This window comes from Vibrio neptunius (assembly GCF_000967495.1).
Taxonomy (GTDB): domain Bacteria; phylum Pseudomonadota; class Gammaproteobacteria; order Enterobacterales; family Vibrionaceae; genus Vibrio; species Vibrio neptunius.
Genome location: NZ_JXXU01000040.1, coordinates 83130 through 108445, shown reverse-complemented (window position 1 = coordinate 108445; position 25316 = coordinate 83130). Strand labels below are relative to the sequence as shown.

Genomic DNA, 25316 nt, shown 5'->3' with positions numbered 1-25316 from the left:
AAAGTATGGGATTTTTTATTCAATGTTTAAATCTTTTGAGTGTCTTCTGCAATCATAACGTTAAGTGTTTGTTCTTTACCCTTACGTAGAATCAGTACATCGACGCTAGTCCCTGGTCTCAATTCAGTGACAATATCCATTACGCTTTGACGACCATTAATTCTTTGTCCATCGATTTTAAGAATAATGTCCTGAGCCTGAAATCCTGCGTCTGCACCAGGTCCGTTAGGGTCAACGCCTAATACAACAATGCCGCCCAAATGCTCATTACCCAATAAACGAGAGGTGACGGAATTAATATCTTGACCGTCGATACCTATATAGCCTCGGATAACACGACCGTCGGCAATGATCTTCTGCATGATCTTATTTGCCAGCGCGTATGGAATAGCAAAAGAAATGCCGTAGGTTTCTAGTTCAGTTGCTTGCTGGAATGAGGCTGTATTGATCCCAACTAACTCTCCTCTTGTATTGACTAACGCCCCTCCAGAATTACCTTCATTGATCGCCGCGTCAGTCTGAATAAAGCCTTGTAGTCCACCTGCACTAATGGAAGAACGGCCAGTCGCAGAAACAATTCCAAAGGTTGTCGTTTGACCTAGATTGTATGGGTTACCAATAGCAAGAACCACATCGCCTACGGTTGGAGTGTAATTAGGATTGAGTGGTATCACGGGGAGATTGCTGCCTTCGACACGCAAAATCGCGATGTCAGTACGTTTGTCAGTACCCACTAATTGAGCGGCAGCTACCCGTCCATCCTGAAGTGCTACTACAATCTGATCAGCCTGAGCGACGACATGGTAGTTGGTTATGATGTAGCCTTTTTCACTAACGATGACTCCAGAGCCCAGCCCTTGAGTCAGGAGTTTAGAACGATCGTCTTCCGTGTATTTTCGGCTGTATATATTTACTACGGCAGGGGCTGCTTTTCGCACCGCACCATTAAAGGATATCTCTTGAGCTGAAGTGATATTGATTTCATTGCTGAAAGTCTGAGGAAGAATACTGGAACGTAGAGAGGGGATAGCTAATAGTAACAGAGCAGCTGTCGCCAACCCTAAACCGATTGAACGCAACAAGAATTGCAGCATATTTTCCTAACCACTTCAAAATTCAGACAAGTGGCGAAAGGATAGCATTAGATGAGAAAATAATAAAAGGACGGTAGAAGATCCTACCGTCCTTTGACATGGATTTTTTGTTTTTAACGCACAACCAAATAAATCGTACGTTCACCGCGCTGAATGTTTAAAGCTAAAACACCAGGTTGTTTTTCAAGGACTTTTCTGAACTCTGCAAGGTTTTTGACACGCTTACGGTTTACACCAATGATAATGTCTCCTTTTGCAAGTTGATAAGCCTCAGCTTTCGAGCCTTTTTCTACTGAAGCGACTTTTATGCCTTGGACTGAGTCACTCGATGTTGTGTTGGTTAACTCAGCACCAGAAAGCCCTTCGTGCAGTTTATCTGCTGATGCTTTCACGTTTTGTTGCTCGCCTAGGGTGACCTCAAAGTTCTCTTTTTTGCCATCACGGATAATTCCGAGTGAGATCTTTTTGCCAGCACCGAGTGTTGCGACCTTAGCTCGCAGCTCACTAAACGAGTGAATCTCTTTGCCGTTGACAGAAACAATGACGTCGCCAGCTTTAATGCCTGCTTTGTCAGCAGCGCTGTCTGGAACCACTTGGCTGACAAAAGCCCCTTTACTTGATTCATAACCCAGAGCGTCCGCAAGTTCGGAAGTGATCTCTCCCCCTTGTACACCGAGCATTCCGCGCTTGACTTCACCAAACTCTAAGATTTGGTCGGTGAGGTTTGTCATCATGTTAGATGGAATGGCAAAACCTATCCCAACGTTGCCACCGTTTGGACCCAGAATCGCAGTATTGATACCAATCAGTTCACCTTTCAGATTAACCAGAGCACCACCTGAGTTGCCGCTGTTAATGGCTGCATCGGTCTGGATGAAGTTCTCGAAGTTTTCGATATTTAAACCACTTCGACCTAACGCAGAGACAATACCTGAAGTTACTGTTTGACCTAAGCCGAATGGGTTACCAATCGCGACAGCGAAGTCACCGACACGCAAAGCATCGGAATCTGCAATCTTAATTTCCGTTAAGTTTTTAGCTTTCTCAAGTTGCAGAAGAGCGACATCTGACATCTGGTCTCCGCCAACTAGCTCAGCATCGTACTCACGGCCATCATGCAGTTTAACGCGAATTTTTTCTGCGCCATTAATGACATGGTAGTTGGTGACCACATAGCCTTTTTCTGCATTAACGATAACCCCGGAACCGAGCCCTCTAAATGGACGTTCTTGCAATTGTTCTGTTGGAAATTCAGGCCCGAAGAAGAAACGGAACTGCTCGGGAATACGTTGCTTAGATACTTGAGTGCCTTCTACTGAAATACTGACCACCGCAGGGGTTACGGTTTCAAGCATTGGTGCAAGGCTAGGTAATTGTTCTCCATCAACAGATAGAGGGAGAGCCGCTGTAGCTTGTATGGGGGTGATGATTGAACTTAAGCTTAAAGACAGGACGGTTAAAGCAAGCAAAGGTTTTTTCATCTGATAACTCCTAGTTAAGTTAAGGCCTGAGATTCAATATTTGTTTGAAAAATAAGAAATCAATCGACACTTATGGGAGTTATGACTCAAAAACCTTTGCAAAGTTCAGCAAGAAGTGAAATAGAACTACGACGCTTTTGCAGTTACTGCCTGTGCTGAGTCGAGAACTTCTTTTTCCTCTTCTGCTAACATGCCCGTTGCTCCTGAAACGTAATCTTTAGGTGCTTCACTAAACGCCTGTGATGGTTGTTTGGGCTCAGCGGACTGTTCAGTTTGAGATTGATCCGCGACTTTTTTATTGAACGGATTGTCTTGCTCAGGAATGTTTGGCAACAGTTCTGCAGACGTTTTCGTCATATGTTGGTACAGCTTAGTGTATTCCTTACCTAGTGAATCTAACATTTCGGCTGTCTGAGCAAAATGATCGGCAAGATCTTGTTTTTGTTGCTCAAGCTCGAACTTAGCAGTTTCTAAGTCTTTCTGGATGGTCTTCTGTTTTTTGTATCCCGGAGTGGAAATGCGCGAGATGATGATTCCTAAAACAGCGCCAACAAGCAAACCTACGAGGGCATAAATCCAAGGCATATTCGCTCCTTATCATTGTTATTTAACATGTTTTTTACCGGCTGGTTACACATGCTCATCGGACATGTTACTATGAGAATTCGAGACGATAAAGAAAAATGCGTGTGCTCTGCATAGCAGTTTCAATCCTTCTATAGCACGTGAGTGAAGTGATGACACCCTTAGAGATCTATACAAAAGATGTAAAAGAACATGGCTTTCAACAAGATGAAGCGCAGCTTCAAGCAGTGACAGCTTTGGATAATCTCTACCATGAATTTGTTCAATACGTAAACACCTCAGTTGAACCTGTTGCGAGGTGGAAGAGTTGGTTCGGTAAAACAGCCTCGTTACCTGTCGCCCCTAAGGGGTTGTATTTTTGGGGTGGGGTAGGGCGTGGAAAAACGTATTTAATGGATACGTTTTATGAAGCTTTGCCCTGTGAAAAAAAAATGCGGGTACACTTTCACCGATTTATGTATCGAGTACATGATGAGCTGAACACATTGGGGGAGGTTAATGATCCTCTGGAGTTAGTGGCGGATAAGTTTAAATCAGAAGCAGAAATTATCTGTTTTGATGAGTTTTTTGTTTCAGATATCACTGATGCAATGATTTTAGGTACTTTATTCCAAGCCTTGTTTAAGCGTGGTGTAGTGCTTGTAGCTACGTCTAATATCCCACCTCAAGATCTTTACCGAAATGGTTTACAAAGAGTACGTTTCTTACCAGCCATTGAGTTAATCAATGCTAATTGCCGGATACTGAATGTAGACAGCGGTATAGATTACCGACTAAGAACATTGGAACAAGCAGAGATTTACCATTTCCCATTAGATACTAAGGCCAACACCAACCTGTGCCATTACTTTGAACAGCTTGTTGGTGAAAACAAGCAGGGTGACAAAAGCATAGACATTAATCATCGTCAGATAGAAATCGTGAATTCTTACGAAGGGGTATTGCACGCCACTTTTAGTCAGTTATGTCAATCGGCCAGAAGTCAGAATGACTATATTGAATTATCAAGAATTTACAATACGGTGCTACTTGCCGATGTACAACAAATGGGGAGAGCAAGCGACGACGCAGCTCGTCGTTTCATTGCGCTGGTAGACGAGTTCTATGAGCGAAACGTCAAATTGATTATCTCAGCACAAGTACCGTTAGAGGAGTTATACACTCAGGGACAATTGGAATTTGAATTCAAACGTTGCCAGTCTCGATTGATCGAAATGCAAAGCCATGATTATCTAGCGAAAGAGCATTTGGCATAAGGCGTTGGGTGTTTCTACGAGGACTGAAAAAAAATTAAACTTTTTATCCGAAAAGAGGTGATTTTTTCAACTGACTTCTCTATAATCCTGCGACCCACCGTTACTGCAGACCAAATCCATAGCGGATCTAGGGTCGAGAGTGCCATCCACTCGAAGGGGTGATGACTGGGCTCTTAGTCAGTGGGAGCAATGCTCCTGAAGTGTAAATTTAAATTAACGGGTTATTATTAGCATGAAAACTTTCGTTGCTAAACCAGAAACTGTAAAACGCGACTGGTACGTTGTAGACGCTGAAGGTAAAACTCTTGGTCGTCTAGCAAGTGAAATTGCATCTCGCCTACGTGGCAAACATAAAGCTGAGTACACTCCACACGTTGACACTGGTGATTACATCATCGTTGTAAACGCGGAGAAAGTTACTGTAACTGGTAACAAAGCTAAAGGTAAGATTTACTACCGTCACACTGAATTCCCTGGCGGCCTAAAATCAATCAGCTTCGAGAAGCTAATTGATCGTAAGCCAGAGATGGCGATTGAACTAGCAGTTAAAGGTATGCTACCACGTGGTCCTCTAGGCCGTGCTATGTACCGTAAACTGAAAGTTTACGCTGGTGCTGAGCACAACCATGTTGCTCAACAACCACAAGTACTAGACATCTAATCGGGGATTTCGAAAATGGCAGAGAATCAATACTACGGCACTGGCCGTCGCAAAAGCTCAGCTGCACGTGTTTTCATCAAACCAGGCAGCGGCAACATCGTAATCAACAAGCGTAGCCTTGATGAGTACTTCGGTCGTCCAACTTCTCGTATGGTTGTTAAACAGCCTCTAGAGCTAGTTGAATTGACTGAGAAACTAGACCTATACGTTACTGTTAAAGGTGGCGGTATTTCTGGTCAAGCAGGTGCTATCCGTCACGGTATCACTCGCGCTCTAATGGAATACGATGAGTCTCTACGTCCTACTCTACGTGCCGCTGGTTACGTTACTCGTGACGCTCGTTGCGTTGAACGTAAGAAAGTTGGTCTACGTAAAGCACGTCGTCGTCCACAGTTCTCTAAGCGTTAATCTTTTTTCGAAAAGATTGGCCTTCGGTGTTCTCACCGGAATGTGGTCCCAAAAGCCTGGCTTCTTGCCAGGCTTTTTGTTTTTCTCAGCAAAAGAATCCCTTCTCCCAGACCCGTTTCACTAACTTTTATCTGACATATTCCCCTTTTGTGACCTCATAGGCGATTTACTTCACGGTTGTTACAAAAAGGTAGCTTTATCTTGTCAAAAAGTAGGGTTTTATTTATCATTTGCCATCAAATAAATACAACTAAATTCGTATTTTGTTAGCCATGCTCTTTAAGCGGAATAATAATAATCCAAAAGGAGCAAATGGGAGAATGTTTGGATGAGCAATGCGCCTTTAAATAACGGTCGCAGACGTTTCTTGACAGCTACAACCGCGGTTGTGGGTGGTCTCGGAGCAGCTGCTGTCGCCGTTCCTTTTATTAAATCTTGGAACCCAAGTGAAAAAGCAAAAGCTGCGGGTGCCCCTGTTGAAGTTGATATCGGTAAACTTGAAGAAGGGCAGATGGTTCGTGTCGAATGGCGTGGTAAACCTGTGTGGGTTGTCCGCCGTGCACAATCCATTGTAGACGCGCTGAAAAGTATCGATGGTCAGCTTCGTGACCCAGCATCAGGTGAAGAGCAGCAACCAGCATATGCTCAAAATGCCTACCGTTCTATCAAGCCTGAGTACTTTGTTGCTGTAGGTATCTGTACCCACCTTGGTTGTTCACCAACTTATTTACCGGACAGTTTCAGTGAACAGGTTCAGGGTGTTAAATCAGGTTTCTTCTGTCCTTGCCATGGCTCCAAGTTTGATATGGCTGGTCGTGTATTCCAAGGTGTACCTGCTCCACTTAATTTGGTTGTTCCGAAGCACATGTACCTGAGTGATACTAAGATTATTATTGGTGTTGACGAAGAAGGGGAGGCATAATGCAAGCTCTACTTGATTGGGTAGAAAAACGTCTACCCGCAATGAATGCGTACAAAAAGCACCTTTCTGAGTATCCGATGCCGAAGAACTTTAACTTTTGGTATCTGTTCGGCTCACTAGCAATGCTTGTGTTGGTTAACCAAATCCTAACGGGTATCTGGTTAACAATGAACTACGTTCCATCTGGCGATGGCGCGTTTGCTTCTATCGAATACATCATGCGTGACGTAGAGTACGGTTGGCTACTCCGTTATATGCACTCAACGGGCGCGTCTGCGTTCTTCGTTGTTGTCTACCTACACATGTTCCGAGGCCTGATTTATGGTTCTTATCAGAAGCCTCGTGAGCTTCTGTGGATTTTCGGTATGCTTATCTTCCTTGTGTTGATGGCTGAAGCTTTCATGGGCTACTTACTTCCATGGGGTCAGATGTCTTACTGGGGTGCACAGGTAATCATTTCACTGTTTGGTGCGATTCCGGTTATTGGTGATGACCTAACGTTATGGATTCGTGGTGACTACGTTATCTCAGGCGCTACTCTGAACCGCTTCTTTGCACTGCACGTTATCGCACTTCCTATCGTACTTCTGCTGCTTATCGTTCTACACGTATTGGCTTTGCATGAAGTAGGGTCTAACAACCCAGATGGTATCGAAACTAAGCTACCTAAAGGCTCGATGGGCGACGGCTACAAAACTCAGTTCCCATTCCACAAAGATTACACTAAGAAATACGACATTATTGATTCTATTCCTTTCCATCCTTATGGTACGGTGAAGGATATGGTTGGTGTCGCAGGATTCTTATTCCTGTTCTGTTACGTGTTGTTCTTCAATCCAGAAATGGGTGGATACTTCCTTGAGCCGCCTAACTTTGAAGCTGCTAACCCACTGAAAACACCAGAGCACATTGCACCAGTATGGTACTTCACACCGTTCTACGCGATTCTACGTGCGGTTCCTGATAAGTTGCTAGGTGTTATCGCAATGGGAGCATCTATTGTCGTGTTGTTTGTTCTACCATGGCTAGACCGTTGTAAAGTTCGCTCTTACCGCTACCGCAGTAAGTTCCATTTATTCAATATCATCCAGTTTACGATCAGCTTTATTGCCCTAGGTGTTCTTGGTGCGCTTCCAGCGACGCCAACATACACGCTATTAGCTCAGATCTTTAGCTTAGCTTACTTCATGTTCTTCGTCCTTCTGTACTTCTACAGTAAGAACGAAGCGACTAAGCCACTACCAGAAAGGGTGACATTCAAATGAAAAAATGGATTGTAATTTTGTTTGCAATGCTGCCTTCCCTGGCAATGGCAGCGGGCGCAAATGTACCGCTTGATAAAGCAAACAACGACCTAAGTGACCAAGCTTCACTACAAAATGGTGCCAAGCTGTTTATGAACTACTGCTTCGGGTGTCACTCAGCGCAGTACCAACGCTACGAGCGTGTTGCTCGTGATATCGGTATTCCAGTTGAGTTGCTAAAGGAAAACCTGATTTTCGACCCAAATGCGAAAGTTGGTGATCTAATGGAAAACGCCATTCCGGACAAATCAGCTGCGAAATGGTTTGGTGCAACGCCACCAGATTTGACGCTAGTTGCCCGTGTTCGTGGTTCTGACTGGCTATATACATACTTACGTTCTTTCTATGAGGACCCATCTCGTCCATTTGGAGTAAACAACATTGTTTTCCCAAGTGTCGGTATGCCGCATGTATTGGAAGAGCTTCAGGGCATTCCCAAGCCAGTTTACGATACTCAAATCGTTGATGGCGAAGAGCATAAGGTTGTGGTTGGTGTTGAAAGCGATGGTACTGGCGAGCTTAACCAAGAAGAGTATAACGATGCAGTTCGCGATCTGGTGAACTTCCTTGAGTACTCAGGTGACCCTGTGAAACTGGAGCGTCATGCTCTTGGTTGGTGGGTAATGGCATTTCTCGTTATCTTCACCATCGTGGTGGTTCTACTTAAGAAAGAGTATTGGCGTGATGTGCACTAATTGTGCTATCATGCTGTGCTAATTCCCAATTTTTATTGTTGATAATGGAGGCTAAGCCTCCATTATTTTTATATCTGTAAGTGTGCTGGAGGGCTCCATGGCTGTAGCTGCCAATAAACGTTCTGTGATGACTCTATTTTCAAGTGCATCTGATATGTATAGCCATCAGGTACGTATCGTTCTAGCTGAAAAAGGGGTGAGTGTCGAAGTTGAACTCGTCGACGAAGCGAATCTTCCTGCAGAGCTGATTGAGCTAAATCCGTATAAATCAGTGCCAACCTTGGTTGATCGCGAGCTAGCGCTTTACGATTCAAAAATTATCATGGAATATCTGGACGAGCGTTTCCCTCATCCTCCATTAATGCCTGTTTACCCAGTTGCTCGTGGTAACAGTCGTTTGATGATTTATCGTATTGAGAAAAACTGGTATTCACTGGCAGAAAAAGTGGTGAAAGGCAATGCTGAAGAAGCTGAAGCTGCACGTAACAAACTACGTAACGACCTTCTGACTCTTGGCCCTGTCTTTGCAGAGTTTGAATACTTCATGAGCGAAGAGTTCAGTCTGATCGATTGTTATTTAGCTCCACTATTGTGGCGTTTGCCTCAGCTAGGTATCGAACTTGCCGGTCCTGGTTCTAAAGAGCTGAAGGTTTACATGAACCGCGTATTTGAGCGTGATTCATTCTTAGCCTCTTTGACAGAAGCTGAACGTGAAATGCGTCTGAGTCGCTAATTGGAAGCGAAATGGACATAGAAAAAATGACACCACGCCGACCATATATGCTTAGAGCATTTTATGATTGGCTGGTGGATAATGATTTGACTCCTCATCTGGTTGTTGCCGCTACCCTTCCTGGCGTTCGTGTTCCAGTTGAATTTGTTCAAGATGGACAAATTATTCTGAACATTGCTCCACGAGCAGTAGGCAACCTTGAGCTAGGTAACGAGGCAATCACTTTTAACGCTCGTTTCTCTGGCCGTCCTCATTCTGTTATTGTTCCACTGTATGCTGTCCAAGCTATCTATGCGCGTGAAAACGGTGCTGGTACTATGTTTGAGCCCGAAGATGCATACATGAACGACTTTGATGAAGAAGTGTTTGAAGTTGAAGATTCACCAGAAGATGATTCAGGGTTATCTTTGGCTATAGAGCCTAGTAACAAAGAAGAAGAAAACACTCCAGATGATGAGCCACCTAGACCAAAAGGTCGTCCGAGCTTAAGAGTTGTAAAGTGAAAAAAGCAGCGTTACCGCTGCTTTTTTGTCTTAAATTGAGTAATAAAATAACACTAGCTTCCAGTCTTGAATGCCTTAATGACTTGTTTTACCCCTGAAATGTTTCGCGCAACATCCACTGCAATAGCCGCTTGCTCTGGAGAAACGTAGCCTAACAAAAACACTTCTTTGTCTTCAGTAATGACTTTTACTTTCACGCCATTCAGTTGGCCATTTGTTAGAAGAGCAGATTTGACCTTAGTTGTGATCCAACTGTCGTGACTTATTTGGCCAACGGACAATGGTGCTTTAATTCGAACCTGATTATGGATTTTTTCCACACCTTTAAAGTCTTTTATTGTAGCAACAAATTGATTGAGTAGATCTTGATTGCTGGCTTGGCCCATTAGTATTACGGTTCCATCATAAGAACTTGCTGTAATTCGGACTTCGCGCTGAAAAGGTGGTTTGTTCGTCAGACCGGCTACTTCAAATTCGATGTTATTGTCGTTCCACATTTCTTGAGTGGTACGAGTGTCAGTCACAACGTTAACTGTGGTGGCGGCGCCGGCAACAAACAAGCCAGCACATCCAGTAGTGCTTAGCAAAATACAAGTAATAACAAAAGCTTTAAGGTGTTTCATAGCTTACTCTTCGTGCGCAGGAAATAGAACTTGATCAATAAGATCGCATAAGCAGTGGAGGGTCACCATATGCACTTCATGGATCCTTGCGGTTCTGTGAGATGGAATCCGAATCTCAACATCATTCTCACCTAACAGACCAGCCATTTCACCACCGTCTTTACCTGTGAAAGCAATTATCGTCATGTCACGTGTAACCGCCGCTTCCATAGCTTTGATGATGTTCTTACTGTTACCACTGGTCGATATAGCCAGTAAAATGTCTCCTGCTTGGCCAAACGCTCTGACCTGCTTTGAGAAGATCTCTTCATAATGGTAATCATTGGCGACGGCAGTCAGCGTTGTATTGTCGGCAGTGAGTGCCATAGCAGGTAGACTCGGTCGTTCAGTTTCAAAACGGTTTAGGAGGCAAGATACAAACTGCTGTGCATTAGAAGACGACCCTCCATTGCCACAACATAAGATCTTGTTGCCGTTTAATAAGCTCGCTACCATTGCTTGGGCGGCGTGGGTAATTGCATCGGGCAGAGCTTCTGCTGCTGCGATTTGAATCTGAATACTTTCAGTGAAGCTGTCTTTAATGCTGTCTAGCATTGATTATCCTTGGGTTATTGCGTTTTTTATCCATTCGATTTGTTTACCTTGCTGGTGCATCGCCACCAAGTCAAATCGAAAGTCTGTGGTATGAACAGATTTCCCTTGCTTCATCAACCAGACGTTAGCTGTGTTAATGAGTTTGTTTATCTTACTTGGAGTGACCGTTTCTGCCGCATGACCATAATGTTGGCTTGCACGATAGCGTACTTCAACAAAAACTACTGTTGAGCCTTCAAGCATTATAAGATCGAGTTCACCCCCTTTGGAATGGAAGTTTCTTCCTATTGGTGATAAGCCCTGACGAACCAAGTACTGCTCCGCCAGAGCTTCATAATGCTTGCCACTATGACGTCTATTTAGCCACGCCATGCTCAGCCCAGCTGATTTCTCGTTGCACTACGCAGTCTTCGTTGATACTCAGTACTCCGGTATTACCCTGTAAAGTATGACCCAGGACAACTTTCATTTGTGGTAATTGTTCCATGAGTAAATAGGCATCCATTCCGAGAGCTTGAAGACGTTTCTCCGCATTAGAGTCTTTCGGCCAAAGTTGTTCCATCTGAGCCTCTAGTGCTGCATTTGGCTGTATTAGAAGAGGGATGTCACTATACATGACTCCAGTTAGATCTTCATATTGTTGACGCCCGCTATTACTGCGTGAATTTGAAAACAGTTTGGGTGGCGTAGTATCTGGATTTACTGCGACTTCTATAAATGGCTTAATCAATGTTAGTTCGGAGCTACCTGCGACGATATATACAGCATCTATATCACGACGGCTACGCGGCTGGCTTTCTAGAGGTATATTAAGTAATGATTCCATCTGCGCGATATGCTGTTGGCTTTCTTGTAAGCCAAAGACTTTATTAATATCACGTTGAAGCTGGCGTTTGTCGCCAAACAGATTGACTGCGACTTTATCTTTACTGTAATGCTTCCATTCCTTTTCGAAAGCTTCAACAACACGTGTACCAAGCCTGCCTTGAGGGGCAAGAATCAATGGGTAGCGGTAGCCTTGAGCAAACAGGTGCTTTGCCGCTTGAGCAACTTCTTGCTCTGGTGAGAGTGCTAAATAGCAAGTGTTATTGCCTGGTTCTAGGTCATCTGGAATATTTAACGCTAAAGTAGGCAGTGGGCGTGAAAAGCTGGTTTGGGCTTGCTGTAGCTTTTCAATGTTGCTTTTGATGAGTGGGCCAACGACAAAGTCGATGTTCTTCTCTACTAAAGTCTGCTCTAGCTGCTCTGGCGTCACGGTATTGGTATCAATGACAGTCAAATTAGCATTCTCATCGCGCTGCGTGTCGTTCATCATTTCTAAGATGAAGCCATCACGAATCAACTGAGCTTGTTTAGCGAATTTACCAGACAAAGGCAGAAGCAAGGCTGTACTGACGGGTTTTACAATATCGAGAGCGAGAATATTGCTAATCGCTTTAGGCGTGTAAACTGCTGCAGGGTGAGCCGGATTTTCTTCCAACCACTTTTCGAGAGTATTTTTAAGCTGAGGAATATTGCCGGATAATGTTTTTGTATAGATAGCTAACTGCAGCCAACCGTCCAGAACAGCTTCATCAGGCTCCGCAGAGAATTGAGTGATCTGGTACTGACTGTATTGGCTCAGGTTGTTCCACACACTTTGTGCGATAACTTCTTGCTCAGAACCTTTAACAAACTCCGCTGACTCAGTTAATGCACGAGCGGCTTCAAAGTACTGGCCTTGTTGAGAGAACAGCTTGGCACGAAGCTGGTGATAACTTTTCCACTGCTCATTGGCTAGTTTCCACGATGTTTTGAACTTAAGTGTGTTCAGTGCTTGCTCATATTGCTCTTGTTTGATTAAAGCTTCAGCATTAGCGAGCTGCCATTCTGCTTGTTGCAGATGGGAAAGGTTTTGTCTTGCTAGTCGCTTGAGTAGCAACTTAGCCTGAGCAATGTCACTTGACTCAACGGCCGCTTTCAATGCCATAACCAACCAATCGTTCTGAATACTTCCTTCACTACTGTCTGCTCGCATCAGATAAGTCTGCATAGACTGGTTTGGATCGAGCGTAATGTCTACACTGGTTGGTGCTGAGGGGGTTGTAGAACAGGCTGCTAGTGTGACAGCGAGGGCTACAGGAGTCAGTAAGCGTGTTACACTAAGTCGCTTTTGGTTTTTTATGGCCATGAGTAATTAACTAATTCCGTATAAAATTGTGTCTATATTAATCGTTGAAGTGATGGTAAACAAATGACAGATAACAAAACCTTACCAACTGAGGTCCCAACTCTCTACATTGTTCCAACCCCAATTGGAAATTTAGGGGATATCACTCAACGTGCACTTGATGTTTTAACCGATGTCGATCTCATTGCTGCCGAAGATACTCGCCATACTGGCAAACTGTTGTCTCATTTCGGCATTCCGACAAAAACCTTTGCATTGCATGACCATAATGAACAGCAAAAAGCGCAAATGTTGGTCGAAAAGTTATTATCCGGACACTCAATTGCCCTAGTGTCTGATGCAGGTACACCTTTAATTAGTGATCCAGGTTACCATCTTGTGACTCAATGTCGTCAGGCGGGAGTCAAAGTTGTTCCGTTACCAGGCGCTTGCGCGGTCATCACCGCATTAAGTGCGTCAGGTCTACCCTCTGACCGCTTTAGCTTTGAAGGCTTCTTGCCGGCTAAAAGTAAAGGACGTAAGGATAAGTTTCTTGAAATCGCTAAAGTTGAGCGTACTTGTGTCTTCTATGAATCTCCACACCGTATTTTAGACTCACTCGACGACATGCTTGAAATCTTGGGTCCAGACAGAGAAGTGGTATTAGCGCGGGAGCTGACTAAAACCTTCGAAACCATCCAAGGTATGCCGCTAGGTGAACTGGTTGAATGGGTCAAGTCGGACTCTAACCAGCAACGTGGTGAAATGGCACTGCTGATCCATGGCTACCGCGCAGCAGAAGATGACTCTATCCCTGAAGAAGTTCAGCGCACGGTAACCATTTTGACCAAAGAGTTGCCATTAAAGAAAGCAGCAGCGATGGCAGCGGAAATCTACAACCTGAAAAAGAATGCCCTGTATAAGTGGGGGTTGGAGAATCTAGACTAAGTCGCTCCAGGAAATGACAATCGAGTTTGATAACTAGTTGTCACTTCATATCGTCATCCTCAAGAGTGAGGCACGAACGAGTTGGGGATCTCTATTTTGGTTGGAGATTCCCTACTCACTCCTTCGTCGCTCTATGGAATGACCAATTATTGACAATTAACTGCACGCTTTTTACTCAGTTAACACCCTCATGTCAGCAAATCTGTGATCTCGCTAGACACTGCTCTCTGAACTCTATACAATCCGCATCGGAGTTGACTGGGTAGTCGCTGCTTCATTGATGTCCCTAGCCTTGTGTTGGGGAGACTGATGAAGGGGAGGAAAGTCCGGGCTCCATAGAGCAGGGTGCCAGGTAACGCCTGGGAGGCGCAAGCCTACGACAAGTGCAGCAGAGAGAAGACCGCCGATGGCCTTAGGGTACAGGTAAGGGTGAAAGGGTGCGGTAAGAGCGCACCGGGCGACTGGTAACAGTTCGCTGCAAGGTAAACTCCACCCGGAGCAAGACCAAATAGGCTTCCACATTGCGTTGCTCGCGTAAGGAAGCGGGTAGGTTGCTTGAGCCAGTGAGCGATTGCTGGCCTAGACGAATGGCTACCACCGCATAAGCGGAACAGAACCCGGCTTACATGTCGGCTCCACCTATTCGAAACCCATCGTAACCTCAGCGTTATGATGGGTTTTTTGCTTTTTATTGACGAAATTAATTCTGCAAGCACTAAACTTAGCGCAATATCACGTGTTCCAGTCTGCAATGGGTGGCGATCACCCTCTAAATCAGTACACTGGAGAGTTTGAGCGCGCGGTGCGAGAGCGAGATAAAAAATCATGACCGAAGAATTTAAGCACATTTCTGTATTACTGCATGAATCTATCGATGGCTTAGCCATTAAGCCTGATGGTACCTACATTGACGGAACCTTTGGTCGTGGTGGGCACAGTCGTCAAATCCTTTCTCAGCTGGGAGAGCATGGTCGTCTTTTTAGTATCGATCGTGATCCGCAAGCCATTGAAGAAGCTCAAACGATCGATGATCCTAGATTTACGATTATTCATGGCCCTTTCTCAGGCATGGCGACGTATGCAAAAGAGCGAGGCTTAGTTGGTCAAGTTGATGGTGTCTTGCTTGATCTTGGTGTTTCATCTCCTCAGCTCGATGATGCTGAGCGTGGTTTCAGTTTTATGAAAGATGGCCCGCTGGATATGCGCATGGATCCCACATCAGGGATCCCTGTTTCTCAGTGGCTAATGGAAGCCGATCTAGATGACATCACTTGGGTTATTCGTGAGTTTGGTGAGGATAAACATGCTCGTCGAATTGCGAAAGCGATTGTGGCTTACCGTGAAAACGAAGAAAATGAACCGCTGCTACGTACAGGTCAGCTTGCTAAGCTGATTTCCGACGCGGCGCCAAAGAGTTTTAAAGAGAAAAAACACCCAGCTACGCGTGCATTTCAGGCGTTCCGTATTTACATCAATAGTGAGCTTGAAGAAATCGATACCGCGTTAAAAGGCGCTGCTAGTATTTTAGCTGCTGAAGGCCGTCTGTCCGTGATCAGTTTCCACTCCCTTGAAGATCGCATGGTGAAGCGCTTTATTCGCAAAGAGAGCAAAGGTCCTGAAGTCCCTCATGGAATTCCAATGACAGAAGCACAAATCAAAGCCCTAGGTAGTGCTAACTTAAAACCAATAGGAAAAGCAATTAAGCCTTCTAAGCTAGAAATTGATATCAATACTCGCTCTCGTAGCTCTGTACTGCGTATTGCGGAGAAACTCTGATAGCAATGAGTAAAGCCAAGTCAAATCTAGCTAAACTGATTGTTGTCGACCTTCTGACAGTGGGGCGAATGCCTTTGCTGGTATTGATTTTGATCTTTGCATCCGCCATGGGCGTTGTTTTCACGACACACCACACACGACAAGCTATTACCGAAAAAGATCAAGCCTTGCAGGAACGAGAAAGGCTAGACAATGAGTGGCGCAACTTGCTGATTGAAGAAACGGCGCTAGCCGAGCATAGTCGAGTGCAAGAAATTGCCAAAGATGAACTGCAAATGAAACGTCCGGACTCAGATAAAGAAGTGGTAATTGACCTCCCATGAGTAAAAGTAAAGTCACCGCTCCTACCAAGAAACCGGCGAATACAGAGAAGCCTAGCTTGATTCGTTGGCGTTTTTATTTAGTCCTACTGTTTGTTTTAGGGGCATTCTCAGCTCTGGTAGCCCGCATAGCCTACATTCAAATCGTTGAGCCTGACAATCTCATTCAGCAGGGTGATTTACGTTCTATCCGAGCGAAAACTATTCACTCTGCTCGAGGAATCATTTCTGATCGCAATGGTGAGCCTCTCGCTGTTAGTGTGCCTGTGGAGGCGGTCTGGGCTGATCCGGCAACTATTTTTAAACGTGACGGCTTTGCTAACATGGATCGTTGGTATGCTCTGGCCGATGTTCTCGGCCTTGACCGTAAAGAAATGGTCAACAAAATCCGTCGTAACAAATCCCGCCGGTTTGTCTATCTTCAACGTCAAGTTAGCCCAGCAATGGCTCACTATATCCGTGAACTGAAACTTGCAGGCGTTGGTCTGAAAGCTGAGTCCAGACGTTATTATCCGACAGGTGAAGTTAGTGCTCACTTGGTCGGTGTGACTGGTATTGATGGCCACGGATTGGAAGGTGTTGAGCGTAGCTATGATAAATGGCTGACGGGGGAAGCGGGTAAGCGCATCATTCGTAAAGACCGATATGGTCGGGTAGTTGAAAACATTTCATTGGAAGAGCGAGAAGAAGGTAAACCGCTCGAGCTGACAATTGATCAACGTATCCAGGCCATTGCTTATCGTTCTATCAAGCAAGCTGTAGCTGATTACCGCGCTACCTCGGGAACAGCGGTGATATTGGATGTAAAAACCGGTGCAGTGTTGGCGATGGTCAATGCTCCTTCATACAACCCAAATAACCGTTCTGACCTTCAATCGGCCAAAATGAGAAACCGGGCCATCACTGATGCGTTTGAGCCTGGTTCAACGGTGAAACCTTTTGTTGTTTTAGCCGCGCTGGAAAACGGGGTCGCGGATAAAAATACGATCATTGATACTGGCAGTGGCATTATGCCAATTGGCGGCCAGAGAGTACGTGATACATCCAAAGTAGGAAAAGCGGATCTAACGACGATTTTGAAAAAATCGAGTAACATCGGTGTTGCTAAGCTAGCGCTCGATATGCCTTTAGAAGCCTTGCTTGGTATGTACAGTTCTATCGGGTTTGGTGAAATGTCAGGGCTGAACCTAGTGGGTGAAACATCAGGTATTTTCCCCGATCGACGTCGTTGGTCCAAATTTGAAATTGCAACTTTGGCATTTGGTTATGGTTTGACTATTACACCTCTTCAACTTGCGCATGCTTATGCCACGCTGGGTAATTTCGGCAAGTATCAACCCATCCATATTATCGAAAACAACCAACAGGACCTATCCCGTCAGGTGATTGATGAGAACAATGCACATATGGTGCTGAATATGTTAGAAACCGTAACTCAGCCTGGTGGTACTGCAACCAAAGCGGCGGTGCCTGGTTATCGTGTTGCAGCAAAGACAGGTACCTCACGCAAGGCGATTGCTGGGGGATATGGTGATGAGTATTTTGCCTATACCGCAGGTGTGGCGCCTGTCAGTAATCCACGCGTAGCTCTAGTGGTAGTGGTTAATGAACCTCAAGGAGACAACTACTATGGCGGTTCCGTTGCTGGCCCCGTGTTTTCTGAGATATTAAAGGGCACACTGCAGATCCTCAACGTTGCTCCTGATGAAAACAGATTTAAAGAAGAATAAGTGAGGTGTTAGATGACCAAAGAACTCACACTGGCTAATTTGCTTGCTCCTTTGGCTGACTTGTCACCCCAGACCGGAGGTGACATTGTTATTGAGAGATTGGTTCTCGATAGTCGTAAAGTGGCTCCTGGTTCTACCTTTGTTGCCATTAAAGGTCATGCTGTCGATGGGCGGCAGTTTATCCACTCTGCGGTTGAGCAGGGAGCCAACGCCATTATTGCTGAAGCGGATGAGAAGGCAGTCCACGGTAAGGTGACATGGATTGGTGATGTTCCTGTTATTTACATCAAGCAGCTATCCAGCCATTTGTCTGGACTTGCAAACCGTTTTCAACCTCTTGAGCGCAATCAACTTATCGCAGTGACAGGAACTAACGGTAAAACGACCATTACTCAGCTGATTGCTCAATGGTTAGAGCTGACTGGGAAAAGAGCGGCGGTATTGGGGACGACAGGCAACGGTTTTTTAGACTCGTTGAAGCCAGCCTTGAATACAACGGGCAATGCGTTAGAAGTTCAGCAAACTTTGGTGGATTTAGAAAAACAAGGTGCACAATATACCGCGATGGAGATTTCGTCTCACGGTTTGGTTCAAGACAGAGTGAAAGCGCTCAGCTTTGCGGTTGGTGTATTCTCTAATCTCAGTCGTGATCATCTCGATTACCATGGCACAATGGAAGAGTATGCACGAGCCAAGCTATCCTTGTTTACTCAACATGATTGCGCTCAGGCTGTGATCAATCTTGATGACCCCATTGGGGAAAGCTGGGTTAAACAGCTCGGCAATTGTATTCCGGTCTCTTTATCTCCGATTCAAAACGGCAATGGCGTATTTGCTAGCCATGTCGAATATTCTGAAGCGGGTATTTCGCTGAAATTTTCCGGTCAGTATGGTGAAGGCTGCTTTACAATACCTTTGATTGGAGCATTTAATGCCAGCAATGTGCTGGTGGCTTTTACTGCGCTGCTATCTATGGGAATAGAAAAACAAGCGTTGATAGACACTGCCAGCCAACTTAAACCTGTCTTAGGGCGTATGGAATTGTTTCAGGCAGAGGGCAAAGCCAAAGTTGTGGTTGATTATGCACATACTCCTGACGCATTGGAGAAAGCGCTATCTGCGCTGAGGGTCCATTGTAAAGGGAGATTGTGGGCAATATTTGGTTGTGGTGGAGATAGAGATACAGGCAAGCGCCCGATGATGGCATCAATTGGCGAAAGTTTAGCGGATGTGGTTATTTTAACGGATGATAACCCTCGCAGCGAATCTCCGTCAGCGATAGTTAAAGATATGCTAGCGGGTATGGCTTCACCTCAAAGTGCCATTGTTGAACATGATCGCTATAACGCTTTAGCTCAGGCACTAAAGCACAGTAGTGGCGACGATATTATTTTGCTCGCTGGTAAAGGCCATGAAGACTACCAAGTGATGGCTAATGAAACCATTCATTACTCTGATCGCGAATCTGCCCAACGACTTTTGGAGCTAACACTATGATTACTCTAATGCTGTCCCAACTTGTTGATGTACTGGACGCCCAACTCATCGGTGACGATACCGCTATTCAATCTGTCTCAACGGATACGAGGACGATTGAGTCAGGGTCTCTATTTGTCGCATTGGTGGGTGAACGATTTGATGCCCATGACTTTGCAGGTCAGGCTGTCACGTCTGGAGCGAGTGCGTTGTTGGTGAGCAAAGCGGTCGACGTTCAGGTGCCTCAGTTGTTGGTTGAAAACACCAAGGTTGCACTGGGTAAGCTGGGTCAGTTTGTTCATCAAGTGTGTCAAACGCCAACTGTAGCGATTACAGGAAGCTGCGGCAAAACGACAGTCAAAGAAATGGTCGCCAGTATTATGAGCCAGCAAGGCCAAGTGCTGTATACCGCTGGCAACTTTAACAATGATATCGGTGTTCCACTAACTTTGCTGCGTTCTCAACCGGAAGATGACTTTGCCGTCATTGAATTGGGTGCCAACCATATTGGAGAGATTGCTTACACGACACAACTGGTTAGCCCAGATGTCGCATTGGTGAATAACGTTGCAGCTGCGCATTTGGAAGGTTTCGGCTCAATGGATGGCGTTAAACGTGCTAAAGGTGAAATTTATCAGGGGCTTAAACCAGGTTCTGTCGCTATTGTAAACCTAGATAGCCATGGTGGAGATTACTGGCGAGAAGTACTGTCTGACAAAACAGTGAAGACTTTTTCACTGTGTGATAACAGTGCGGAATATAAAGCGCGTAATGTAACAATGAATGTGAATGGTGAGGCATCCTTTACCGTTGAGGCACCAGATACATCATTTGATGTCAAGCTGGGGATGATCGGTCAGCACAATGTAGCAAATGCACTCGCAGCAGTAGCTTTATCAATAGAGCTGGGGGCAACATCAGAGATGATCTCATCAGGTCTAGCCAACTTATCAAAAGTGAAAGGTCGAGTTGAAACGATTGAGCTAAGCGATAGCATAAGGCTGATTGATGACAGTTACAACGCCAGCGTTCCTGCTATGAAAGCAGCTGCAGATCTATTAAATAGCTTCGATGGCATACGGTGGTTGATTTTGGGCAATATGGCGGAGTTAGGTGATGAAAGTCTTGCACTTCACCGCCAAGTCGGTGAACATGCGGCCCCATTTAAATTTGAATATGTGCTTACTTACGGTGCTGATACTCAAGCGATCAGCGATGTGTGCAAGGGTAAGCACTTTGATACTCATGACAGCATGATTGAGTTTATTGAGCAGCAGCTCAACCTGAATACTGGCTCTCAGACATTACTGGTTAAAGGAGCAAACAGTGCAGGTATGAGCAAGATCGCGGCTGCTTTGAAGGAGATGTATACATGATCATTTGGCTTGCAGAGCTCCTACAGCCATACTTTTCATTCTTCCGTTTGTTCGAATACTTATCGTTTCGGGCTATCATAAGTGTGTTGACTGCGTTAGGCATATCACTTTGGATGGGGCCGCTCATGATTCGCCGTTTACAGATGCTTCAAATTGGTCAGGTCGTGCGCAACGAAGGTCCAGAGTCACACTTCAGTAAACGTGGGACCCCGACAATGGGGGGAATCATGATCCTGACTGCAATAGTGACGACGGTTTTACTTTGGACTGACCTCTCTAATCCATACGTTTGGGCGGTGCTGGCTGTTCTGATTGGCTATGGTGCTATCGGTTTTGTCGATGATTACCGAAAAGTTGTGCGTAAAAATACCGATGGACTTATTGCGCGCTGGAAATACTTTTGGCAATCGGCTATTGCACTGGTTGTTGCCTTCAGCTTGTATGCGTATGGAAATGAAACTTCGGCGACTCAACTGGTTGTGCCTTTCTTCAAAGACATCATGCCTCAACTTGGCCTGATGTACATTGTTTTGACTTACTTCGTTATTGTTGGCACTAGTAATGCCGTTAACTTGACCGACGGTCTTGATGGCTTAGCCATTATGCCTACAGTCTTGGTCGCAGCAGGCTTTGCCGCGATTGCTTGGGCTACTGGCAATGTTAACTTCGCAAATTACCTCCATATTCCTCACGTTCCTCACGCTTCTGAGCTGGTGGTCGTTTGTACGGCAATAGTCGGTGCAGGGTTAGGTTTTTTATGGTTTAACACGTATCCAGCCCAAGTCTTTATGGGCGATGTTGGTTCACTGGCACTAGGTGGTGCACTGGGCACAATTGCAGTGCTTGTTCGCCAAGAGTTTGTGTTAGTTATCATGGGAGGGGTATTTGTCATGGAAACTCTGTCGGTGATTCTTCAAGTTGGTTCCTACAAGTTACGTGGTCAGCGTATTTTCCGTATGGCTCCAATTCATCATCACTACGAGCTTAAGGGCTGGCCCGAACCACGTGTTATTGTACGCTTCTGGATCATTTCTATCGTTCTGGTCCTTGTAGGTTTAGCTACACTCAAAGTACGTTAGGGAAATCAGAATTTGACTATGGATCGTTGGCAGAACATAGAGAGTGTTGTCGTTGTGGGGCTCGGTATTACCGGGCTCTCGGTTGTTAAATACTTGGTAAAATTACCTTACTCTTTAACTATTCGCGTCATCGATACACGCAATAACCCACCGGGTAGTGAAGCGCTACCTGAGGGAGTTGAGCTTCATTCTGGTGGTTGGAACTTGGACTGGTTGATGGCAGCCGATTTGATCGTCGCCAATCCTGGTATTGCGCTGACCAATCCAGAAATTCAACAAGCTATAGACTCTAATATTCGCGTAGTTGGTGATATAGAGCTGTTCGCTTGGCAGGTAGATAAGCCAGTGTTGGCAATAACAGGCTCAAACGGTAAGAGCACTGTGACCGATTTGACGGGTGTGGTCGCCAATGCCGCGGGAGTAAAAACTGCCATTGGTGGTAATATTGGTGTACCTGCGTTGGACTTGCTTGAGCAAGAAGCCGAATTGTATGTACTTGAGTTATCCAGTTTTCAGTTGGAAACAACATCTAGCCTAAGTCTTGAAGCGGCGGCATTCTTAAATTTGTCTGAGGATCATATGGATCGCTATGACGGTATGGAAGACTATCGTCAGGCTAAACTTCGCATTTTTGATAATGCTCAGGCATGTATTGTCAATGCAGATGATCTCGCTACCTATCCAGACAAGGAACATGCCCCTCTCGTCGAATTTAGCCTAGAAAAAAATTGCGAGTTCCATATCAAAGTGGTGGATGGAAGAGAGTACTTGTGTCACCAAAATGTAAAAATATTGGCGTCTGATGAGCTTAACCTAGTGGGAAGACATAATTTAGCTAATGCATTAGTTGTCTTTGCCTTACTCGAACAAGCCGGTATTGCTATTTCTCACGGAATAGATGCACTTAGGACTTACAGCGGCCTGACACATCGATGTCAGGTAGTCATGGATAATAAGGGTGTTAAGTGGGTCAACGATTCCAAAGCTACCAACGTAGCAAGTACATTGGCAGCACTTTCCGGTTTAACTCTCTCTGGCAGGCTGTATTTGTTAGTCGGTGGTGACGGAAAAGGGGCGGATTTTTCTGAATTAGCGTCAGTATTGAGTCCATTGAACGTTCAGCTATGTTGTTTTGGAGCTGACGGCGATAAGTTTCTGCCGTTACATCCAGACGCCAAACGATTTGAGACTCTTGAAGAGATTGTAAAATGGGTCAGCTTACAGGTCGAGTCAGGAGATATGGTTATGTTGTCTCCAGCATGTGCGAGCTTTGATCAGTTTAAGAATTTTATGGTACGTGGCGAGGCTTTTGCTGCCCTCGCTAAGCAATATGCTTAATTGAACCGACTGGAATGCAGATAAGACACTTATTTTCGACTACCAAACTGTGGATGACAACTTCGTCTCCAGAGGCCTTTTTTGACCGTCAATTGGTGTGGATCTCTTTAGGTTTGATGTTGACTGGTTTAGTGATGGTGACTTCAGCCTCATTCCCGATCAGCTCACGTTTAACAGATCAACCGTTCCATTTTATGTTTCGCCATGCTGTCTTTTTGCTACTGGCATTGTCTACAGCTAGCGTCATTTTGCAGGTGCCGCTGAGAAAATGGTCTCAGTACAGTACTGTGTTGCTCGGGCTATCTTTCTTTCTTTTAGTGGTTGTACTCGTAGCGGGTAAATCGGTTAATGGTGCTTCCCGATGGATACCCCTGGGGCTGTTTAACCTTCAACCAGCTGAGATTGCCAAGCTGTCTCTGTTTATCTATATGTCCGATTACTTAGTCCGCAAACACGAAGAAGTTCGATCAAGCTTTTTTGGTGGTTTTATCAAACCCATTATAGTGTTTGGCACCCTTGCAAGTTTGCTGTTGCTTCAGCCGGATCTTGGAACCGTCATTGTAATGCTTGTCACCTTGTTTGGTATGCTTTTTATTGCTGGGGCCAAGCTCACTCAGTTTTTGGCACTGATGGTCGTAGGGATTGTCTCTGTTGTTGGACTTATTTTAGTCGAGCCTTATCGAATGCGTCGTGTGACATCATTTCTTGATCCTTGGGAAGATCCATTTGGTAGTGGTTACCAGCTAACTCAGTCACTGATGGCGTTTGGTCGAGGTGAATGGTTTGGTCAGGGGCTGGGTAATTCGATTCAGAAGTTAGAGTATTTGCCAGAAGCACACACAGATTTTGTATTTGCAGTACTAGCTGAAGAATTGGGTTTTGTTGGTGTAGTACTGGTTTTAATGCTGATTTTTAGTCTGGTGGTTAAAGCGATTCTGATAGGCCGTAAAGCCTTTGAACACGATTTATTGTTTGGAGGTTACTTAGCGTTTGGAATCGGAATTTGGTTCGCTTTTCAGACTTTGGTTAATGTTGGTGCTGCGGCTGGTATGGTACCAACGAAAGGCCTGACGTTACCCTTGATTAGTTACGGTGGTTCCAGTCTGATTATAATGTCGACAGCCGTCGCGATATTGCTCCGTATAGATCATGAATGTCGATTGATCGCATTGCATAGCGAGCAGCAACAGAAAGAAGAAAATGAAAGAGAATAAACGATTAATGGTGATGGCCGGAGGCACTGGTGGTCACGTCTTTCCTGGATTGGCTGTCGCGAAGAAGCTTCAGCAGCAAGGATGGGAAATTCGTTGGCTTGGAACGGCCGATCGTATGGAAGCGGAACTGGTACCTAAGCACGGTATCGATATTGACTTTATTAAAGTCAAAGGATTACGTGGTCAGGGACTGAGTCGACTTATCAAAGCGCCTTTTCAAATTGCGAATGCTATACTGCAAGCAAAGAAACATATGCAACGATGGCAACCTGATGCTGTACTTGGAATGGGCGGATACGTTAGCGGTCCAGGCGGTATTGCGGCTAAGATACTGGGAATACCCGTTATTCTGCATGAGCAAAATGCGGTGGCAGGACTAACTAACCAGTGGTTATCGCGCATTGCATCTAAGGTTTTTCAAGCATTTCCAGGGGCTTTCCCAGATGCTGAGGTAGTCGGTAATCCTGTTCGTGAGGATGTGGTAGCATTACCCTGTCCACAACAGAGAATGATGGAGCGCGATGGGAAAATCCGTATCCTAGTGATGGGGGGGAGCCAAGGCGCGAAAATTCTCAATATTACAATGCCGGAAGTCATGTCTAGGTTAGGCTCTAAGTATGAAATTCGCCACCAGGCAGGTAGAAATAATCACTTAGAAGTGTCTGCAGCATACCAAGCTTTTAGTGTTGAAAATGCTCAGGCAATAGAATTCATTGATGATGTTGCACAAGCTTATGCATGGGCAGATCTGTTAGTTTGTCGCTCCGGAGCTCTGACGGTTTCCGAAGTGTCGGCTGCTGGAGTTGGCGCTGTGTTTATTCCATTTATGCACAAAGACAGGCAGCAAGCATTGAACGCCGATCACTTAGTTGAATGTGGTGCAGCAAAAATGATTGAGCAGCCTGATCTCACAATCGAAAAATTAACCGAACAAATTCACCAGTTGGATCGCACGAAGCTACTTGAGATGGCACAAAGTGCCCGAACTGCTGCCAAGTTAGATGCCGATACCAAAGTCGCTGAAGCTATCATTGCGCTCGCGAATTAAAGA

Annotated in this window: 25 protein-coding genes and 1 other RNA gene; 19 read left to right on the top strand and 7 right to left on the bottom strand. The window is 45.2% G+C overall.

What is annotated here, in order from left to right:
• Positions 1 to 26 precede the first annotated feature (26 nt).
• The 3 genes from degS to zapG form a co-directional block, all read right to left on the bottom strand.
• Complete coding sequence (gene degS / locus TW84_RS13605) at positions 27 to 1094, bottom strand: outer membrane-stress sensor serine endopeptidase DegS (RefSeq protein ID WP_045976182.1); 1068 nt, start codon at positions 1092 to 1094, stop codon at positions 27 to 29.
• A gap of 113 nt (positions 1095 to 1207) precedes the next feature.
• Entirely contained in the window at positions 1208 to 2575 is a 1368-nt protein-coding gene (locus TW84_RS13600; RefSeq protein WP_045976181.1) for a DegQ family serine endoprotease, read from the bottom strand.
• A 126-nt stretch (positions 2576 to 2701) separates the two neighbouring features.
• Positions 2702 to 3160 carry a Z-ring associated protein ZapG gene (zapG, locus tag TW84_RS13595; protein ID WP_045976180.1) on the bottom strand — a complete coding sequence of 153 codons (459 nt, stop codon included), beginning with the start codon at positions 3158 to 3160 and terminating at the stop codon, positions 2702 to 2704.
• A 152-nt stretch (positions 3161 to 3312) separates the two neighbouring features.
• Here zapG and zapE point away from each other — a divergent pair, with 152 nt between their 5' ends.
• From zapE to sspB, 8 genes are all read left to right on the top strand, one after another.
• Positions 3313 to 4416, top strand: a complete 1104-nt coding sequence (gene zapE, locus TW84_RS13590; protein ID WP_045976179.1) for a cell division protein ZapE — start codon at positions 3313 to 3315, stop codon at positions 4414 to 4416.
• Positions 4417 to 4648: 232 nt separating this feature from the next.
• A complete protein-coding gene (rplM, locus tag TW84_RS13585) occupies positions 4649 to 5077 on the top strand; it encodes a 50S ribosomal protein L13 (protein WP_045976178.1) in 429 nt (142 codons plus the stop codon).
• Between the two features lie 15 nt (positions 5078 to 5092).
• Positions 5093 to 5485 carry a 30S ribosomal protein S9 gene (gene rpsI, locus TW84_RS13580; protein ID WP_005436094.1) on the top strand — a complete coding sequence of 131 codons (393 nt, stop codon included), beginning with the start codon at positions 5093 to 5095 and terminating at the stop codon, positions 5483 to 5485.
• Positions 5486 to 5813: 328 nt separating this feature from the next.
• Positions 5814 to 6407: a ubiquinol-cytochrome c reductase iron-sulfur subunit gene (gene petA, locus TW84_RS13575; protein ID WP_045976177.1), complete on the top strand. Its 594-nt coding sequence runs from the start codon at positions 5814 to 5816 to the stop codon at positions 6405 to 6407.
• Positions 6407 to 7672 carry a cytochrome b gene (locus TW84_RS13570; protein ID WP_045976176.1) on the top strand — a complete coding sequence of 422 codons (1266 nt, stop codon included), beginning with the start codon at positions 6407 to 6409 and terminating at the stop codon, positions 7670 to 7672. Before petA ends, TW84_RS13570 begins: the two co-directional genes overlap by 1 nt.
• A complete protein-coding gene (locus TW84_RS13565) occupies positions 7669 to 8406 on the top strand; it encodes a cytochrome c1 (RefSeq protein WP_045976175.1) in 738 nt (245 codons plus the stop codon). Before TW84_RS13570 ends, TW84_RS13565 begins: the two co-directional genes overlap by 4 nt.
• Before the next feature lie 97 nt (positions 8407 to 8503).
• Positions 8504 to 9139 carry a stringent starvation protein SspA gene (gene sspA / locus TW84_RS13560; protein WP_045976174.1) on the top strand — a complete coding sequence of 212 codons (636 nt, stop codon included), beginning with the start codon at positions 8504 to 8506 and terminating at the stop codon, positions 9137 to 9139.
• 11 nt (positions 9140 to 9150) lie between these two features.
• The gene (gene sspB / locus TW84_RS13555; RefSeq protein WP_045976173.1) at positions 9151 to 9642 is read left to right on the top strand and encodes a ClpXP protease specificity-enhancing factor; all 492 of its coding nucleotides are present in this window, start codon (positions 9151 to 9153) and stop codon (positions 9640 to 9642) included.
• Between the two features lie 53 nt (positions 9643 to 9695).
• On the opposite strand, the gene TW84_RS13550 is transcribed toward sspB, so the two are convergent.
• Genes TW84_RS13550 through TW84_RS13535 form a run of 4 tightly spaced genes read right to left on the bottom strand, consistent with a single transcriptional unit; the run spans position 9696 to position 13029 of the window.
• Positions 9696 to 10265 carry a BON domain-containing protein gene (locus TW84_RS13550; RefSeq protein WP_045976172.1) on the bottom strand — a complete coding sequence of 190 codons (570 nt, stop codon included), beginning with the start codon at positions 10263 to 10265 and terminating at the stop codon, positions 9696 to 9698.
• Positions 10266 to 10268: 3 nt separating this feature from the next.
• Positions 10269 to 10859 carry a phosphoheptose isomerase gene (locus TW84_RS13545; protein ID WP_045976171.1) on the bottom strand — a complete coding sequence of 197 codons (591 nt, stop codon included), beginning with the start codon at positions 10857 to 10859 and terminating at the stop codon, positions 10269 to 10271.
• Between the two features lie 3 nt (positions 10860 to 10862).
• Positions 10863 to 11231 (bottom strand): YraN family protein, encoded by a 369-nt coding sequence (locus TW84_RS13540; protein WP_045976170.1) that lies wholly within the window; start codon positions 11229 to 11231, stop codon positions 10863 to 10865.
• A complete protein-coding gene (locus TW84_RS13535) occupies positions 11215 to 13029 on the bottom strand; it encodes a penicillin-binding protein activator (protein WP_045976169.1) in 1815 nt (604 codons plus the stop codon). Before TW84_RS13535 ends, TW84_RS13540 begins: the two co-directional genes overlap by 17 nt.
• 63 nt (positions 13030 to 13092) lie before the next feature.
• Here TW84_RS13535 and rsmI point away from each other — a divergent pair, with 63 nt between their 5' ends.
• The 11 genes from rsmI (at position 13093) to murG (ending at position 25313) form a co-directional block, all read left to right on the top strand.
• Positions 13093 to 13956, top strand: a complete 864-nt coding sequence (rsmI, locus tag TW84_RS13530) for a 16S rRNA (cytidine(1402)-2'-O)-methyltransferase (protein WP_045976168.1) — start codon at positions 13093 to 13095, stop codon at positions 13954 to 13956.
• 250 nt (positions 13957 to 14206) lie between these two features.
• Positions 14207 to 14597, top strand: an RNA gene (gene rnpB, locus TW84_RS23770) — RNase P RNA component class A.
• Positions 14598 to 14781: 184 nt separating this feature from the next.
• A complete protein-coding gene (gene rsmH / locus TW84_RS13525; protein WP_045976167.1) occupies positions 14782 to 15732 on the top strand; it encodes a 16S rRNA (cytosine(1402)-N(4))-methyltransferase RsmH in 951 nt (316 codons plus the stop codon).
• A 5-nt stretch (positions 15733 to 15737) separates the two neighbouring features.
• Entirely contained in the window at positions 15738 to 16055 is a 318-nt protein-coding gene (ftsL, locus tag TW84_RS13520; protein ID WP_045976166.1) for a cell division protein FtsL, read from the top strand.
• Complete coding sequence (locus TW84_RS13515) at positions 16052 to 17782, top strand: penicillin-binding transpeptidase domain-containing protein (RefSeq protein ID WP_045976165.1); 1731 nt, start codon at positions 16052 to 16054, stop codon at positions 17780 to 17782. The genes ftsL and TW84_RS13515 overlap by 4 nt, the downstream gene beginning before the upstream one ends.
• A gap of 12 nt (positions 17783 to 17794) precedes the next feature.
• Positions 17795 to 19279: a UDP-N-acetylmuramoyl-L-alanyl-D-glutamate--2,6-diaminopimelate ligase gene (murE, locus tag TW84_RS13510; RefSeq protein WP_045976164.1), complete on the top strand. Its 1485-nt coding sequence runs from the start codon at positions 17795 to 17797 to the stop codon at positions 19277 to 19279.
• On the top strand, positions 19276 to 20634 hold the full coding sequence (locus tag TW84_RS13505) for a UDP-N-acetylmuramoyl-tripeptide--D-alanyl-D-alanine ligase (protein WP_045976163.1): 1359 nt from the start codon (positions 19276 to 19278) through the stop codon (positions 20632 to 20634). Before murE ends, TW84_RS13505 begins: the two co-directional genes overlap by 4 nt.
• On the top strand, positions 20631 to 21713 hold the full coding sequence (gene mraY, locus TW84_RS13500; protein WP_045976162.1) for a phospho-N-acetylmuramoyl-pentapeptide-transferase: 1083 nt from the start codon (positions 20631 to 20633) through the stop codon (positions 21711 to 21713). Before TW84_RS13505 ends, mraY begins: the two co-directional genes overlap by 4 nt.
• An 18-nt stretch (positions 21714 to 21731) precedes the next feature.
• Entirely contained in the window at positions 21732 to 23051 is a 1320-nt protein-coding gene (murD, locus tag TW84_RS13495) for a UDP-N-acetylmuramoyl-L-alanine--D-glutamate ligase (protein WP_045976161.1), read from the top strand.
• 14 nt (positions 23052 to 23065) lie between these two features.
• Complete coding sequence (ftsW, locus tag TW84_RS13490; protein ID WP_045976160.1) at positions 23066 to 24265, top strand: cell division protein FtsW; 1200 nt, start codon at positions 23066 to 23068, stop codon at positions 24263 to 24265.
• Positions 24252 to 25313, top strand: a complete 1062-nt coding sequence (gene murG / locus TW84_RS13485) for an undecaprenyldiphospho-muramoylpentapeptide beta-N-acetylglucosaminyltransferase (RefSeq protein WP_045976159.1) — start codon at positions 24252 to 24254, stop codon at positions 25311 to 25313. The genes ftsW and murG overlap by 14 nt, the downstream gene beginning before the upstream one ends.
• Positions 25314 to 25316 lie beyond the last annotated feature (3 nt).